Source organism: Microbacterium sp. PF5 (genome assembly GCF_004794315.1).
Classification (GTDB): Bacteria; Actinomycetota; Actinomycetes; order Actinomycetales; family Microbacteriaceae; genus Microbacterium; species Microbacterium sufflavum.
Genome location: NZ_SSDQ01000057.1, coordinates 62,026 through 77,600, shown reverse-complemented (window position 1 = coordinate 77,600; position 15,575 = coordinate 62,026). Strand labels below are relative to the sequence as shown.

15 protein-coding genes and 1 pseudogene are annotated in these 15,575 nt (G+C 71.8%); 4 read left to right on the top strand and 12 right to left on the bottom strand.

Features of this window, described 5'->3' with window-relative positions; genetic code table 11:
• The 3 genes and pseudogenes from DW297_RS03895 to DW297_RS03885 form a co-directional block, all read right to left on the bottom strand.
• Window positions 1–686: pseudogene (locus DW297_RS03895) on the bottom strand (hypothetical protein); the annotation flags it as partial.
• Between the two features lie 2 nt (window positions 687–688).
• Window positions 689–1,660, bottom strand: coding sequence for an electron transfer flavoprotein subunit alpha/FixB family protein (locus DW297_RS03890; RefSeq protein WP_136029553.1), 972 nt, complete (start codon window positions 1,658–1,660; stop codon window positions 689–691).
• 1 nt (window position 1,661) lies between these two features.
• On the bottom strand, window positions 1,662–2,438 hold the full coding sequence (locus DW297_RS03885) for an electron transfer flavoprotein subunit beta/FixA family protein (protein ID WP_136029550.1): 777 nt from the start codon (window positions 2,436–2,438) through the stop codon (window positions 1,662–1,664).
• 173 nt (window positions 2,439–2,611) lie between these two features.
• Here DW297_RS03885 and DW297_RS03880 point away from each other — a divergent pair, with 173 nt between their 5' ends.
• The 3 genes from DW297_RS03880 to DW297_RS03870 are packed head-to-tail and all read left to right on the top strand — an operon-like array spanning window position 2,612 to window position 4,059.
• On the top strand, window positions 2,612–3,148 hold the full coding sequence (locus DW297_RS03880) for a MarR family winged helix-turn-helix transcriptional regulator (RefSeq protein ID WP_136029549.1): 537 nt from the start codon (window positions 2,612–2,614) through the stop codon (window positions 3,146–3,148).
• Window positions 3,148–3,606, top strand: a complete 459-nt coding sequence (locus tag DW297_RS03875) for an SRPBCC family protein (protein ID WP_136029547.1) — start codon at window positions 3,148–3,150, stop codon at window positions 3,604–3,606. The genes DW297_RS03880 and DW297_RS03875 overlap by 1 nt, the downstream gene beginning before the upstream one ends.
• Before the next feature lie 9 nt (window positions 3,607–3,615).
• Window positions 3,616–4,059: a YdeI/OmpD-associated family protein gene (locus DW297_RS03870; protein ID WP_136029545.1), complete on the top strand. Its 444-nt coding sequence runs from the start codon at window positions 3,616–3,618 to the stop codon at window positions 4,057–4,059.
• A 91-nt stretch (window positions 4,060–4,150) separates the two neighbouring features.
• On the opposite strand, the gene DW297_RS03865 is transcribed toward DW297_RS03870, so the two are convergent.
• The 4 genes from DW297_RS03865 to DW297_RS03850 form a co-directional block, all read right to left on the bottom strand.
• Window positions 4,151–4,927 carry an enoyl-CoA hydratase-related protein gene (locus DW297_RS03865; protein ID WP_136029543.1) on the bottom strand — a complete coding sequence of 259 codons (777 nt, stop codon included), beginning with the start codon at window positions 4,925–4,927 and terminating at the stop codon, window positions 4,151–4,153.
• Window positions 4,928–5,051: 124 nt separating this feature from the next.
• Window positions 5,052–5,939 (bottom strand): 3-hydroxyisobutyrate dehydrogenase, encoded by an 888-nt coding sequence (gene mmsB, locus DW297_RS03860; protein ID WP_136029541.1) that lies wholly within the window; start codon window positions 5,937–5,939, stop codon window positions 5,052–5,054.
• Complete coding sequence (locus DW297_RS03855) at window positions 5,936–7,117, bottom strand: acyl-CoA dehydrogenase family protein (protein WP_136029539.1); 1,182 nt, start codon at window positions 7,115–7,117, stop codon at window positions 5,936–5,938. Before DW297_RS03855 ends, mmsB begins: the two co-directional genes overlap by 4 nt.
• 17 nt (window positions 7,118–7,134) lie before the next feature.
• Window positions 7,135–8,634 carry a CoA-acylating methylmalonate-semialdehyde dehydrogenase gene (locus DW297_RS03850; RefSeq protein ID WP_136029537.1) on the bottom strand — a complete coding sequence of 500 codons (1,500 nt, stop codon included), beginning with the start codon at window positions 8,632–8,634 and terminating at the stop codon, window positions 7,135–7,137.
• Between the two features lie 409 nt (window positions 8,635–9,043).
• On the opposite strand from DW297_RS03850, the gene DW297_RS03845 reads away from it, so the two are divergent.
• Window positions 9,044–9,643 (top strand): antibiotic biosynthesis monooxygenase, encoded by a 600-nt coding sequence (locus tag DW297_RS03845; RefSeq protein WP_205812669.1) that lies wholly within the window; start codon window positions 9,044–9,046, stop codon window positions 9,641–9,643.
• 3 nt (window positions 9,644–9,646) lie between these two features.
• Here DW297_RS03845 and DW297_RS03840 read toward each other — a convergent pair whose 3' ends face one another.
• The 5 genes from DW297_RS03840 to DW297_RS03820 all read right to left on the bottom strand — a co-directional run bounded on the left by DW297_RS03840 (window position 9,647) and on the right by DW297_RS03820 (window position 15,557).
• On the bottom strand, window positions 9,647–11,125 hold the full coding sequence (locus DW297_RS03840; protein ID WP_136029535.1) for an MFS transporter: 1,479 nt from the start codon (window positions 11,123–11,125) through the stop codon (window positions 9,647–9,649).
• Between the two features lie 148 nt (window positions 11,126–11,273).
• Entirely contained in the window at window positions 11,274–12,464 is a 1,191-nt protein-coding gene (locus DW297_RS03835) for a bifunctional 2-methylcitrate synthase/citrate synthase (RefSeq protein ID WP_136029533.1), read from the bottom strand.
• A gap of 2 nt (window positions 12,465–12,466) precedes the next feature.
• The gene (gene prpB / locus DW297_RS03830) at window positions 12,467–13,369 is read right to left on the bottom strand and encodes a methylisocitrate lyase (protein WP_136029531.1); all 903 of its coding nucleotides are present in this window, start codon (window positions 13,367–13,369) and stop codon (window positions 12,467–12,469) included.
• Entirely contained in the window at window positions 13,369–14,895 is a 1,527-nt protein-coding gene (locus tag DW297_RS03825) for an MmgE/PrpD family protein (protein WP_136029528.1), read from the bottom strand. Before DW297_RS03825 ends, prpB begins: the two co-directional genes overlap by 1 nt.
• Complete coding sequence (locus tag DW297_RS03820; protein ID WP_136029526.1) at window positions 14,892–15,557, bottom strand: GntR family transcriptional regulator; 666 nt, start codon at window positions 15,555–15,557, stop codon at window positions 14,892–14,894. Before DW297_RS03820 ends, DW297_RS03825 begins: the two co-directional genes overlap by 4 nt.
• Between the last annotated feature and the right edge of the window lie 18 nt (window positions 15,558–15,575).

Sequence of the window (15,575 nt, the reverse complement as noted above, 5' to 3'; positions counted from 1 at the left end):
GGCGGCCACGGCTCGCCACCGGCGACGCGCGGCAGACCCCGGCGCACCGTCGCGGCGCCGGGTGTGGTCGCGGGGGCGGACGGCGCGCCGTCCGCGATCAAGGGCCCGGACGTATCAGTCGCGGCACCCTCGGCGGGCGAGGCGATCCCGGGTGCCGCGGCACCGGGCGCAGCGGCACCGGGCGCAGCCGCCACCGAAGCAGCCGCCACCGAAGCAGCGGCACCGGGCGCAGCCGTCACCGAAGCGGCCTCGGGAACGGGGGCGGGCTCGGCACCGGGCGCAGATCCGAGCCCGGCGGAGGCCGAAGCGGGCGGCCAGGGCTCTCCGCCCGGAACGCGCGGCAGGCCTCGACGAAGACGCGACGGCCCGGATGCGGCCGTCGCGGGAGCCGGCGCGGCGACAGAGGAGGCCGCAGAGCTCGCGCTCGGCTCGGCCGGCGGGGTCGTCTCGGCGCTGGTCTCGATCACGGGCGATGCGGCCGTGACGCCGACACCGCTCGCACCGTCCTCCGCGGCCGCGGAACCGAGAGCAGGCCCGGACTGCGCCTGCGAGCCGGAGAGGGCCACCGACGCCTCATCCGCACCGACGGAGGCCGCATCCGCGACCTCCACGGACACGTCGGCCGGCGGCCACGGCTCGCCACCGGGCACACGCGGCAGACCGCGTCGCAGCATCCGCGTGGCCATGACTACTTCTTCCGCGCCTCGAGCGCGGCGATCACCTGCGGCACGATCGTGAACACGTCGCCGACGATGCCGAAGTCCGCGACGTCGAAGATCGGCGCCTCCGGGTCTTTGTTGATCGCGACGATGTTCTTCGACGTCTGCATGCCCGCCCGGTGCTGGATCGCGCCGGAGATGCCGAGTGCGACGTACAGCTGTGGCGACACCGAGACACCCGTCTGCCCGACCTGGTGCGACTGGGGGATGTAGCCCGCGTCGACGGCCGCGCGCGAGGCGCCGACCGCCGCACCGAGGGCGTCGGCGAGCTCCTCGACGAGCACGAACTTCTCTTTCGACGCCAGGCCGCGCCCGCCGGAGACGACACGGGTCGCCCCCCGCAGCTCGGGCCGGGTCGACGTGGCCTCGACGGCTTCGACCGGACCGGCTGTCGCCGCGACCGCGCCCGACGGGGCGACCGTCAGCTGCTCGACCTGCGGGGAGACGACGGCCTCGGCCCGCGCGTCGACCGCGCCCTGGCGCACCGTGACCACGAGCGTGCCGTAGGTCGCGGCCGCATCGACGAGGTAGGCCCCGCCGTACACCGAGTGGTGGGCCACGACGCCCTCCTCGTCGCGGGAGAGCCCCACGGCGTCGACGGCGAGCGCACCGGGGAGGCGCACCGCGAGGCGACCGGCGACGTCGCGTCCGGAGATCGAGTTCGACACGAGCACCGCGTCGGGCTGCACCTGTGCGACCGCGGCCTGCAGGGCGTCGACGAGCGGCACGGTGAGCGCGGTCGCATCGCCCTCGGCGGTCAGCACGACGGCGGCACCGGCGGCCGCGGCCTGATCCACGGCCTCCTTCCCGCCGCCCACGACGAGAGCCACGGGGGTGCCGATGCCGGCCGCAGCCCCCAACAGAGCGGCGGTGCTGCTGGCGGCGTTGCCCGACGGGTCGAGGTCGACCAGGACGAGGATCGGGTTCTCGGGGTACGCCATGTCACACCAGCCTGTTCTGCACGAGGAAGTCGACGAGCTTGTCGGCGGCATCGCCCTCGTCGGTGATCTTGACGCCCGCGGCGCGCGGCGGCTTCTCCGCGACCGCGGTCATGATGGTGCGGGGCGCCGCGGCGGGGTCGGCCGACACGTCGAGGTCGGCGAGGGTCACCACCTCCAGCGGCTTCTTCTTCGCCGCCATGATGCCCTTGAAGTTCGGGAACCGGGCGTCGGGAAGCGCCTCGGTGATCGAGATGACCGCGGGCAGCGGTGCCGTGACCTGCTGCCCGCCGAAGTCCGCACCCCGGGTGCCCGAGACGCCGTCCGCCGTGATCTCCACGGACGTGAGCGCGGTGGCCTGCGCCCAGCCGAGGTGCTCGGCGAGCATGGCGGGGATCACACCGCCGGAGCCGTCGGTCGAGAGGTTGCCCGTGATGACGAGGTCGGGGGCGCCACGACGGATGGCCGCGGCGAGGACCTCCGCGGTGAGCCCCAGGTCGGCGCCCGCGAGCTGCTCGTCCGCGATGTGGATGGCCGAACCGGCTCCGATCGCGAGCGCGCGCCGCACCGACGCGGTGGACCCCTCGGGTGCCATGGCGACGGCGACGACCTCGGTGCCCTCGTTCTTGTCGGCGTAGCTCAGGGCCACTTCGAGGGCCCGCTCCGTGATCTCGTCGAGCACGACGTCTCCGGCCGCACGATCCGCGAGCCCCGTCTCGAGATCCAGCTTGCGATCGCCATAGGTGTCCGGCACCTCTTTGACCAGGACGAAGATCTTCATCGAATGCTCCTCACGACACGGCGAGTCTATCGGCATGGCGGTCTATGTAGCCAAAAACCGAGGAAACCCCCGGCTGCGGCCCGCGAATCCGCGGTGAATGTATACATAACCGACAGCCACGCCCTGCGCGACCGCGTCCGAGGCAACCCGTGACGCGCCGGTACCGTAGAGACGTGGTCCGCCCTCGCCCTCTCCCCGTCGATCCGCTCGCCGAAGCCAAGCGGCAGTGGGTCGCGCACGGCTGGACCGACGCGGCCGACGGCATGACGGTCGTCACCTCGGTCATGCGCGCGCAGCAGCTGCTGCTCGCCCGGGTCGACGCGGCCCTCAAGCCCTTCGCGCTGAGCTTCGCGCGGTACGAGGTGCTGCGGCTGCTCGCGTTCAGCCGCACCGGGCGCCTCCCGCTGTCGAGCGTCGTCGCGCGCCTCCAGGTGCATGCGACCACGGTCACCAGCACCGCCGAGCGCCTGGTCCGCGACGGCCTCGTCGTGCGCGAGCCGCACCCGCACGACGGCAGGGCCGCGATGCTCGCACTGACCGCGGAGGGACGCGACCTGGTCGAGCGTGCCACCGCCGCGCTCAACGCCGACGTGTTCGCCGACCCCGGCCTGAGCCACGACGACGCCGCCGAACTGGTCGCGATCGTCGCCCGCATGCGCCGCGACGCCGGGGACTTCATCGACCCCCGCCCCCTCCCCGAGCCCCTCTGATGCCCCGGTTCGTGATCGAGACGGTCGTCGCCGCGCCCCCGCAGGAGGTGTTCGACGCCGCGCTCGACCCGGCCCTGCACCTCGCGTCGATGGCCCGCTACGGCGAGACGATGATCGAAGAACCCGCGGGCGGCCGCTTCTCCGAGGGGTCGACGGTGACCTGGCGCGCGCGGCACTTCGGCATCCCCTTCCGGCTGCGCTCCGTGGTCTTCGACATCGAGGCGCCGTCCCGGTTCACCGACCGCCAGCTCCGCGGGCCGTTCGGCGACCTCCGGCACGAGCACGTCTTCGAACCGCATCCGCGCGGCACCCTCATGCGCGACACCATCGCGTTCCACTCGCCCCTCGGGCCGCTCGGCCGCCTCGTCGACGCCCTGGTGCTCGGCCGCTACATGGAACGGCTCATCCGCGAGCGCAACGACGCCCTGGTCGCTGCGATCGAGGGGCGGCGGGCGTAACCTCTGGGCATGAGCGAACTGCGCCTGCACACCGTCCTCACCGGTCGCGGTCCCGCCGCGGCGATCCAGCTCACCGACGAGCAGGTCGCCTCGTTCGGGGCCGGCAAGAGCTTCCCCGTCGCCGTCACCATCGGCGGCCGCACCGCGCGACTGCGGCTGGCCCGCATGGGCGGCGAGAACCTCATCGGCTTCAGCAAGGCGGTTCGCGCCGACCTCGGGGTGGAGATCGACCAGGAGGTCGACGCCGTGATCCGCCTCGACACCGCCGAGCGCACCGTCGACGTGCCGCCCGCGCTGGCCGAGGCGCTCGACGCCGACCCTGCCCTGCGGGCGGCCTTCGACGCCCTCTCCCCCAGCGCCCGCAAGGAGCACGCGCGCGCGGTCGCCGAGGCCAAGCAGCCGGCGACGCGCGACCGCCGGATCGCGAAGATCCTCGACGGTCTCCGCGGCTGACCGTTCACAGCCCCTCGGGATCCCGGGCGAACCGGCGCCACACCGCGCGGCGCGCAGCAGTCCCGCGTCTCTGAGGAGCCGTGAACCGGGGTCAGCGGTTCTGGAAGTCGGGCTGGCGCTTCTCGCGGAACGCGGCCATGCCCTCCTTCTGGTCGGCCGTGTCGAACAGCGCCGCGAACGCCTCCTTCTCATGGGCGAGGCCCTCCGCGAGCGTGGTCTCCATGGCCGCGTCGAGGGCGGCCTTGGCGGCGTACACCGACGGCAGCGACTTCGCCGCGATGCCGTCCGCGAGCGCGGTCGCCTCGGCCAGCAGCTCCGCCGCGGGCACGACGCGCGACACCAGTCCCGCCCGCTCGGCCTCCTCCGCGCCGAGGAAGCGGCCGGACAGCACGAGCTCGGCCGCCTTGTAGTAGCCGACCGCGCGGATGAGCCGCTGCGTGCCGCCCATGCCCGGGATGACGCCGAGGTTGATCTCGGGCTGGCCGAACTGCGCGGTGTCGGCCGCGAGGATGATGTCGCACATCATCGCCAGCTCGCATCCCCCGCCGAGCGCGAAGCCCGACACCGCGGCGATGACCGGGGTGCGCACGGCGGCGAAGTCCCGCCACGCCCCGAAGTGATCCGTCTCGCGCATCTGCGCCGCCGACATCCCCTCCATCTCCTTGATGTCGGCTCCGGCGGCGAACGCCTTCTCCGAACCCGTGACGACGATCGCGCCGATGCCGTCGTCGGCGTCGAAGGCGAGCGCGGCGGCCGTGACCTCCTCGGCGACGGTGCTGTTCAGCGCGTTGAGGGCCTGCGGGCGGTTCAGGGTGATCCATCCGACCCGTCCGCGCTGCTCCACCAGGATCGTCTCGTACTCGGTCATCTGTCTCCCTCTCCGTCGTGGTCCTGCTTCAGTATCGCCCGTCGCGTCGCTCGCCCGTCGCCGGCGCTCCCGCTCGGGAACCGGTCGTCCCGTCGCCGGCGCTCCGTGCTCCGCGACGGGGGTGCTACACGCGGTCGTCGCGGATGTCGGTGATGATGCCGGAGAAGTCGCGCGTGGCCCCGTCGCCCGCGGCGTACGCGGCGTAGAGCTGCTGCGCGAGCCGGCCCATCTTCGCGTCGGTGGAGGTCTGCTCGATCGCCTGCAGCGCGAGGCCGAGGTCCTTTGCCATGAGCGCCCCCGCGAAGCCGGGCTGATAGTCGCGGTTGGCGGGGCTCGTGGGCACCGGACCGGGCACGGGGCAGTTCGTCGTGATCGACCAGCACTGCCCCGACGCCTGCGACACCACGTCGAACAGCGCCTGGTGCTCGAGCCCCAGCCGCTCGCCGAGCACGAACGCCTCGGCCACGGCGATCTGCGACACCGCGAGCACCATGTTGTTGCAGACCTTCGCCGCCTGGCCGAGACCCGAGCCACCGCAGTGCACGATCCGCTTGCCCATGACCTCGAGCAGCGGCAGTGCCGCCGCGTAGTCCTCGTCCGAGCCGCCCACCATGAACGCCAGCGTCCCGGCCTCGGCGCCCACGACCCCGCCGGACACCGGGGCGTCGATGTTGCGGTGACCGGCGGCGAGCGCGAGCGCGTGCGCGGCGCGGGCCTCGTCGACCGCGATCGTGGACGACTCGATGAACAGGGTGCCGGGGCGCGCCGCCGCCAGCAGCTCGGTGCGATACGCCTCGATCACGTGCTTCCCGGCGGGGAACATCGTGATCACGACCTCCGCGTCGGTCACGGCCTCCGCGCCGCTGGCCGCCACCGGGATCCCGGCCGCCCGCGCCGCCTCCACGGCCGCGGGCACGAGGTCGAAGCCGTGCACCTCGTGTCCCGCCGCGACGAGGTTCTTCGCCATCGGCAGGCCCATGTGGCCGAGGCCGAGGAAGGCCACGCGGGTCATGAGGCGCTCCGCATTGACGCCGACCCCGCCGGCCGCAGCATCTCCCGGCCGACGATGAGTCGCATGATCTCGTTGGTGCCCTCGAGGATCTGGTGCACGCGCAGGTCGCGGACGATCTTCTCGATGCCGTAGTCCTGCAGGTAGCCGTAGCCGCCGTGCAGCTGCAGCGCGCGGTTGGCGACGTCGAAGCCGGCGTCGGTGGCGAACCGCTTCGCCATGGCGCAGCGCATCGTGGCGTCCGGCGCCTTCGCGTCCACCGCCTCCGCACCGTCGCGCACCATGAGCCGCGCGGCCTGGAGATCGGTGCGCATGTCGGCGATCGCGAACAGGATCGACTGCTTCTCGGCCAGCGGCTCCCCGAACGCCACCCGCTCGTGCACGTACTGCACGGCGCGGTCGAGGGCCGCCTGGGCTCCGCCGAGCGAGCAGGCGGCGATGTTGAGGCGCCCGCCGTTGAGCGCCGACATCGCGATCGCGAACCCGCGACCCTCGTCGCCGAGCATCGCGGCTGCGGGCACCCGCACGCCGTCGAGGATCACCTGCCGGGTGGGCTGCGCGTGCCAGCCCATCTTCTTCTCCGGGGCGCCGAAGCTCAGCCCCTCGGCGTCGCCCGGCACGAGGAAGGCGCTGATGCCGCGCGCTCCCGGCTCGCCCGTCCGCGCCATCACGACGTACACGGCCGCCTCGCCCGCCCCCGAGATGAACTGCTTGACGCCGGTGAGCAGGTAGTCGTCGCCGTCGCGCACGGCGCTGGTCGCCACGTTGGCGGCGTCGGATCCGACCCCCGGCTCGGTGAGGCAGTAGCCGCCGAACTCCTGCATGGCCGTGAGCTGCGGCAGCCAGGCGGCACGCTGGGTGTCGTCGCCGTAGGTGTCGATCATCCACACCACCATGTTGTGGATGGAGATGTAGGCGGCGACCGCGGGGTCGGCCTTGGCGAGCTCCTCGAAGATCGCGACGGTGTCGACGCGGGAGAGGCCGGTGCCGCCGTACTCCTCGCTCACGTAGATGCCGCCGAGCCCGAGCTCGCCGCCGCGGTTCAGCGACTCCCGTGGGAACAGGTGCTTCTCGTCGCGCTCGGCGGCCTGCGGGGCGAGCTCGGTCTCGGCGAACTCGCGGACGGCGTCGAGGATGGCCTCGCGCTCCTCGGCGGTGGTGGTGACGCTGGTCATGGTCATGTCGGTTCCTCGGGCGTTCAGTGCATGGTGGGGATGACGAAGCTGGCGCCGTCGCGGATGCCGCTGGGCCAGCGACTCGTCACCGTCTTGGTCTTCGTGTAGAAGCGGAAGGCATCGGCGCCGTGCTGGTTGAGGTCGCCGAAGCCGCTGCGCTTCCAGCCGCCGAAGGTGTAGTACGCGATGGGCACCGGGATCGGCACGTTCACCCCGACCATGCCGACCTCCACACGGGCGGCGAAGTCGCGGGCCGCGTCGCCGTCGCGCGTGAAGATCGCGACGCCGTTGCCGTACTCGTGCTCCGACGCCATCCGCAGCGCCTCCTCGTAGTCCGCGGCCCTCGCGATCACGAGCACGGGGCCGAAGATCTCCTCACGGTAGATCGCCATGTCGGTCGTCACGTGGTCGAACAGCGTCGGCCCGAGGTAGAACCCCTCCTCGTGCCCTGGCACCGTGAAGCCGCGGCCGTCGGCGAGGAGCGTCGCCCCCTCGTCCACGCCCTGCTGGATGTAGCCGGTGACGCGGTCCACGGCGTCGCGCGAGACCAGCGGGCCGTAGTCGACGTCGGCCGCGAGCGAGGGCCCGACCCGCAGCTGGGCGACCCGCTCGACGAGCTTGGCCGCGAGCGCGTCCGCCGTCTCCTCCCCCACGGGCACCGCGACCGAGATCGCCATGCAGCGCTCGCCCGCCGAGCCGTAGCCCGCGCCGATCAGCGCGTCCACCGCCTGGTCGAGGTCGGCGTCGGGCATCACGATCATGTGGTTCTTAGCGCCGCCGAAGCACTGCGCCCGCTTGCCGTGCGCGGCCGCGGTGGCGTAGATGTACTCGGCGATGGGTGTCGAGCCCACGAAGCCGACCGCGCGGATCCGGTCGTCGCTCAGCAGCGTGTCGACCGCCTCCTTGTCGCCGTGCACCACGTTGAGCACGCCCGCCGGGAGCCCGGCTTCGAGGAACAGCTCCGCCAGCCGGACGGGCACCGAAGGATCGCGCTCGCTGGGCTTGAGCACCACGGCGTTGCCGGCGGCGAGCGCGGGCCCGGCCTTCCACAGCGGGATCATGGCCGGGAAGTTGAAGGGGGTGATGGCGGCGACGACACCCAGGGGCTGTCGCATCGAGTACACGTCGATGCCCGCGCCCGCGCCGGTGGAGTACTCCCCCTTGAGCAGGTGGGGCGCTCCGGCGGAGAACTCGATCACCTCGAGGCCGCGCTGGATGTCGCCCTTCGCGTCGTCGACGGTCTTGCCGTGCTCGCTCGCCAGCAGCTCGGCGAGCGACTGCATCTCGCGCTGCGCCAGGTCGAGGAACCGCAGCAGCACCCGCGCGCGCTTCTGCGGATTGGTCGCGGCCCAGGCGGCCTGCGCCTCCTCGGCGGTGGCGATCACGCGGCGCACCTCCTCGGCGGAGGCGAGCGGCACGCGCGCCTGCACCGCGCCGGTGCTCGGATCGAAGACGTCGGCGAAGCGTCCGTCGTCGGGGGTGAGAAGCGTTCCGCCCACGAAGTGCGGGATCGTACGGGTCATTGTGTGACATCCCTCCGTGCCGTCGTTGGCACATCGCGAGTTTACTCCGGCGTCCGTGAAAGTACGAGGACGTCCTTGTATCTCCGCGGCAGGCCGGTCCCCGACCCGAGCGGCGCCGTTCGCACCCCGTTCACCCGCGCGTCACCTCGGCCGATTACAACTGCAGATGCACGGACAGTGACTCAGACCGGATCGGGTAATCGCGTCCTCCGTGCGCACGGTGAGCGCTCTCGCTCCCGTCGCGGCCCCCAACGCCGCGTGACCCCCGCCGAATCGGGTCGGCGGGGGTCTTCTCCGTGCGGACGCCGCCGCGCTCCGGCGAAATAGAATCGTGCTGGCGCCGCGACCCTGGCGCCCCCACCCCACCCGGCGTCCGCACCCCGATGCCCCCACCCCCGAGGACCGCACCATGTCCGCAACCGCCCCCGTGTCCGAGCCCGTCACCGTCTCCATCCGCCGCGAGGTCGACCCCGAGCGCATCGCCGAGGCGACCGCCTGGGTGCAGACCGGCGTGAACCTGGCGACGAAGTACCCGGGCTTCCTCGGCTCGGGGTGGGTGCGCGCGGGCGAGGACTCGCAGGTGTGGCACATGCTCTACCGCTTCGCGAGCGAGGAGTCGCTGACCGCCTGGGAGCAGTCGGGCGAGCGCACCTGGTGGCTCTCCATGGGCGAGGGCTTCGTGCGCAGCGAACGCTCCAAGCGCCGCACCGGCATCGAGGGGTGGTTCGACGAGCCGTCCACCGGCTCCATCCCCGTGGTCGAGCCCGACGGCACGACCACGGTCGCCGTGGCCCCCGCGCCGCCGCGCTGGAAGCAGGCGGTGTCGATCTGGCTCGGCTTCTTCCCCGTCAACCTCGCCTTCACCTACGCCATGAGCCCGGTGCCGGGATGGGACGGCCTGCCGATCTGGCTGCGCGTTCTCGCGACCACGCTCGTGCTCACGCCGATCATGACCTACTGGGTGCTCCCCTGGGTCACCCGCTCCCTGCGCGGCTGGCTCGCCCGCTGACGCTCACGCGCCGTCCGGCGTGACCTTCTTCTTCCCCGGCTCGACGAGCGACAGCGGATCCGCGATGTCCTCCAGCGACTTGCCCGCCGCGCTCACCCCGAACACCCCGCAGACCACGCCGCCGAACATCATGATCGCGGCACCGAGCACGTAGCCCCAGAAGAGCGGGCCGCGGTCGCCGGACTCGGCGCTCGCCCCGATCAGCGCCCCGTAGAGCACCGGCGCGATCGCGCCGACGAGCTGGCCGATGGAGAAGACGTACGAGATCACCTGGCTGCGCAGCTCCAGCGGGAAGATCTCGCTCACCGTCAGGTAGGCGGCGGACGCACCGGCGGAGGCGAAGAAGAACGAGGCGCACCAGAACGCCGTGTGCGTCGCGGCGTTCAGAACACCCGCGTTGAACAGGAAGGCGCTGACCAGCAGGATCAGCCCGGCGAGCACGTACGTGCCGAACAGCATGCGGCGCCGGCCCCACGTGTCGAAGAAGTGGCCGAGGATGAGGGCGCCGGCGAGGTTGCCGACCGCGAAGACGATGAAGTACTGCGACGCGGAGGCGGGCGGGGTGTCGTAGAAGTTCTCGAGCACCAGCGCGTAGGTGAAGAAGATCGCGTTGTAGAGGAACGACTGCGTCACCATCATCGTGATGCCGACCAGCGTACGGCGCGGGTACTTCTGGAACAGCACCTTCGCGATCACCAGGAACGGCACGCTGCCGTACTCCTTGACCGTGATCGCCTTGTCCTCGTCGACCGGGTCGATCGTCTTGCCCTCCTTGCGGATGCGCTCCTCGATCGCGTCGACGTTGCGCTCCGCCTCCTCCTCACGGCCGTGCGTCATCTGCCAGCGCGGGCTCTCCGGGATGTGCCGACGCAGCCAGATGATCAGCAGGCCGAGGATCGGACCGACGAAGAAGCTGAGCCGCCAGCCCAGGTCGGCGGGCAGGAGGTCGGTGTTGAGGAAGAACATGTTCGCCACGGCACCCAGGGCCGCACCGCCCCAGTAGGTGCCGTTGATCGCGATGTCGACGCGGCCGCGGTACTTCGCCGGGATGATCTCGTCGATCGCGGAGTTGATGGCGGCGTACTCGCCGCCGATGCCCGCGCCGGCGACGAACCGCCAGATGTAGAAGAACCACGGGGCGAACGCGAGACCGGCCACCGCGGAGCCCACGAGGTAGACCGCGAGCGAGATCAGGAAGAGGTTCTTGCGGCCGAGGCGATCGGCGAGGCGACCGAACACCAGCGCCCCGAACACCTGGCCCAGCAGGTAGCACGTGCCGGCGAGACCCACCTCGGCCGGGCCCATGCCGAGGGTCTCGGCATAGCCGTTCGCGGCGACGATCTGCACCTCGAGCCCGTCGAGGATCCACGAGAAGCCGAGGCCGACGACGATCATCCAGTGGAAGCGCGACCACGGCAGCCGGTCCATGCGCGCCGGGACGAGCGACCGGACCTCCTTGACGGTGACCTCGGATGCGGACATGAACCCTCCTTCGTGCGGGGCGCGAACGGCCCGCATCCGGTTCTACTCCGCCCGGGAATTCGCCGCATCGCCTTGACCCCGAGGGCTCCATCACGCTACAGCGCCGCCGAGAACCCTCGGCGGCGCTGTCAGATCGTGCCCGCGGCGGTCAGGCCGACGCCTCCTCCGGGCGCTCCTGCACCTCGATCGCGGCGGTGTCCGGCGTGTACCCCTCGACGTGCCGCTCCTCGGCTCCGACGTACGCCGAGAGCGGCCGGATCAGGGCGTTCGACGACTGCTGCTCCAGGATGTGCGCCGTCCACCCCGTGATCCGCGCCGCGACGAACAGCGGCGTGAAGGTCAGGGTGTCGAAGCCGATCAGGTTGTAGGCGGGGCCCGACGGGTAGTCCAGGTTCGGGTAGATGCCCTTGCGCTCCACGAACTCGCCCTCCAGACGCTCGTAGAGCTCGGCCACCTCCGGGCGGTCGTAGTGGCGCACCAGGGTGTCGAGCGCGGCCTTCATGGTGGGCACCCGCGAGTCGCCGCGCTTGTAGACGCGGTGACCGAACCCCATGATCTTGCGCTTCTCGGCCAGCGCCTTGTCGAGCCACTCGGTCACGCGGTCGGCCGCGCCGATCTCGTCGAAGATGTGCATCACGGCCTCGTTCGCACCGCCGTGCAGCGGGCCCTTGAGCGCCCCGATCGCCCCGACGACCGCGGAGTACAGGTCGCTGAGCGTCGAGGTGATCACGCGCGCCGTGAAGGTGGACGCGTTGAAGGAGTGCTCCGCGTAGAGCGTCATCGAGCGGTTGAACGCATCGACCACCACCGGGTCCTGCTCCTCGCCGAACGTCATCCAGAGGAAGTTCGCCGCGTAGTCCAGGTCGTCCCGCGGCTCGACCGCCGGCAGGTCCCGCCGCCGCCGCTGCCCGTAGGCGACGATCGCCGGAAGGGCCGCGAACAGGCGCAGGCTGCGCTCCAGGTTGACCTCGGGCGTGCCGACCGCATCGAGCACGTTGCGGATGCCGGCCGTCTCGACCGCGCCGATCACGCTCACCGCCGTGCGGACCTCGTCCATCGGGTGGGCGTCCAGCGGCAGCCGGTCGATCGCATCCTTCACCTCGGGCGTGAGGGCGCGGTGCCGCCGCTCCTCCAGCCGGAACGCCGCGAGCTCGTCCCCCGTGGGCAGCTCGCCGTTCCACAGCAGATACGCGACGGCCTCGAACGGCTGCGTGTCGGCGAGTTCCTGCACCGGGTAGCCGCGGTACAGCAGGCTGTTCGTCTCGGGGTTGACCTTCGAGATCGCGGTCGTGTCGACGACGACCCCCGCGAGGCCCTTCTTGATGTCCGGCTCGGTCATGCTCACTCCTTCGTGATGGTGAAGTTGAAGACCCCGGAGTCGAAGTGGTTGTACGACTCGTAGTCGATCAGGTCGTAGAGATCGGCGCGGTGCTGCATCTCGCCGAGCGTCGAGGTCAGATGCCCCTCGTCGTTCAGCGTATCGAGCGCACGGCCCGCGGCGCCCATCGCGATCCGCAGCAGCGACACCGGCCAGATCACCATCCGCACCCCGGCGCTGCGGAGCTGGTCGACCGAGAACAGCTCGCTCTTGCCGAACTCGGTCATGTTCGCGAGGATCGGCACGTCGAGCGCCTCCGCCATCGCCTCGAACTCGTCGAGCGTGCGCATCGCCTCGGGGAAGATCGCGTCGGCACCCGCGTCGACCAGGGCCTTCGCGCGGTCGATCGCGGCGTCCAGTCCCTCGATCGCCCGGATGTCGGTGCGCGCCATGATCAGGAAGTTCTCGTCGCGGCGGGCGTCGGCGGCGGCACGGATGCGCTTGATCGCGGTGTCCTCATCGACCACGCTCTTGCCGTCGAGGTGACCGCAGCGCTTCGGGTTGATCTGGTCCTCGATGTGGGTGCCGGCGAGTCCCGCGTCCTCCAGCTCCTGAATGGTGCGGGCCACGTTCATGGGCTCGCCGAAGCCGGTGTCGGCGTCGACGATCGCGGGCAGGTCGGTCATGCGCGCGATCTGCTTGGCGCGTCCGGCGACCTCGGTCAGCGTCGTGAGGCCGATGTCGGGCAGCCCCAGGTCGGCGGAGAGCACCGCGCCCGAGATGTACACGCCGTCGAACCCCTTCTGCTCGATCAGCCGGGCGCTGAGCGGGTTGAACGCGCCGGGGAACCGCAGCAGCTCGCCCGAGGACAGGCGCTCCCGGAACAGCCGCCGCTTCTCGGCGGGCGTGACGGTGGAGTACAGCATCAGAACAGGCCTCGGGGAGCCGGGGCGGCGTCGAGCACACCGGGCTTCGCGACGATCGACAGCTCGGCGACCTCGGCGGCCGTGAGCTCGGGGAGGCGCTGCACGAGCTCCAGGAACCGCTCGATCTCGGCCGGCTCCAGCACGGGCTCCGCGAGCAGACGGAACTTCGCGATGTAGTCCGCGCGGGCGAACGGTCGCGCGCCGAGCGGGTGCGCATCGGCCACGGCGATCTCGTCGACCACGGTGCTGCCGTCGGTGAGGCGGATCTCGACGCGACCGCCGAACGCCTTCTCGTCCGGATCCTCCGAGTGGTAGCGGCGCGTCCACTCCGGGTCCTCGGCCGTGGTGATCTTGTGCCACAGGGCGACCGTGTCGGCGCGGCCCGCGCGCTCCGGGGCGTACGAGTCGACGTGGTGCCAGCCGCCGTCCTGCAGCGCGACCGCGAAGATGTACGGCACCGAGTGGTCGAGGGTCTCGCGCGACGCGGTGGGGTCGTACTTCTGCGGGTCGTTCGCGCCGGAGCCGATCACGTTGTGCGTGTGGTGGCTGGTGTGGATGACGATGGACTCGATGTTCGCGGGGTCGCGGAGGGCCGGGTTCGCGAGGCCGAGGCGGCGGGCGAGGTCGATCAGCGCCTGCGCCTGGTACTCCGCGGAGTGCTCCTTCGTGTACGAGTCGAGGATCGCGCGCTTCGGCTCACCCGCGGCGGGCAGCGGCACGTCGTACGCGGCGTCCTTGCCATCGAGCATCCAGGCGATCACGCCGTCCTCGCCCTCGTAGATCGGTGCCGGGCTGGTCTGTCCGCGCATCGCCCGGTCGACCGCCTCGACGGCCATCTTGCCCGCGAAGGCCGGGGCGTGCGCCTTCCACGTGGAGATCTCGCCCTTGCGGCTCTGCCGGGTCGCGGTGGTGGTGTGCAGCGCCTGGCCGACCGCCTGGTAGATGGTCTCGACGTCGAGGTCGAGCAGGGTGCCGATGCCGGCCGCGGCCGACGGGCCGAGGTGGGCGACGTGGTCGATCTTGTGCCTGTGCAGGCAGATCGCGCGCACCAGGTCCATCTGGATCTCGTAGCCGGTGGCGATGCCGCGCACGAGCGCCCGGCCGTCCTTGCCCGCGTGCTGGGCGACCGCGAGGATCGGCGGGATGTTGTCACCGGGGTGCGAGTACTCGGCGGCGAGGAACGTGTCGTGGTAGTCGAGCTCGCGCACGGCGACACCGTTCGCCCACGCCGCCCACTCCGGGCTGGTGCGGTGGTCGAGCGCGGCGCCGAACAGGTTCGCCCCGGCACCCCCGGTCGACACCGGGTGGCTGAACGCCTGCGCGCGGGCGGCCACGATGGGGGCGCGGGTGAGCGAGGCGGCGGCGACGGCGGCGTTGTCGATGATGCGGTTGACGATCATGTCGACGACGGGCTGCTCGACCTCGACCCGGTCGACGGCGACCTCGGCGATCTTCCACGCGAGCTGGTCCTCGCGGGCGAGGTTCTCGGAGCTGGCGTGCACGCGGACGTGGTGGGTGACGGTCATGAGTGTCCTTCGCTGTCGGGGAGGGAGTCGAGGATGCCGGTGAGCGCGTTGTGCAGGTGCACGTGCGTGGCATGGGCGGCCAGGTCGCCGTCGCGCGCGGCGAGCGCCTGCGCGATCGTGCGGTGCTCGGCGGCCGACGCGGCGAGCCGGGCGGGCTTGTCCTTGGCCATGCGCCGCACCCGCACCAGGTGCGTGCGCACGGTGCGCAGGGCCGCGGCGATGTAGTCGTTGTCGACGGCGTCGTCGAGGGCCGCGTCGAAGCGGGCGATCAGGGCGTAGTAGGCGTCGCGGCCCGCGGCCCGCGTCAGGTCGACGTGGGAGAACTCGTCGGCGAGGGCGGCGAAGAGATCGGCGTCACCCCGGGCGGCGGCGAGGCGGGCCGAGGTCTCCTCCAGCGCGCGGCGGATCTCGAACAGCGAGCGGATGTCGTCGGCGTCGAGGGCGGCCACCACCGTGACCCGGGGGGACTGCTGCACCACCAGTCCGTCGGCGGCGAGGCGGCGGAGGGCTTCGCGCATCGGGGTGCGGCTGACGCCGAGGCGCTCGGCCTGCTCGACCTCGCCCAGCACGAACCCCGCGGGGAGGGCGCCCGACTGGATGCCGTCGAGGAGGGCCGCATAGGCGCGATCGCTCGCGGACGTGCGCTCGACAGGGAGAACCATGCCCTCAGTGTATACATA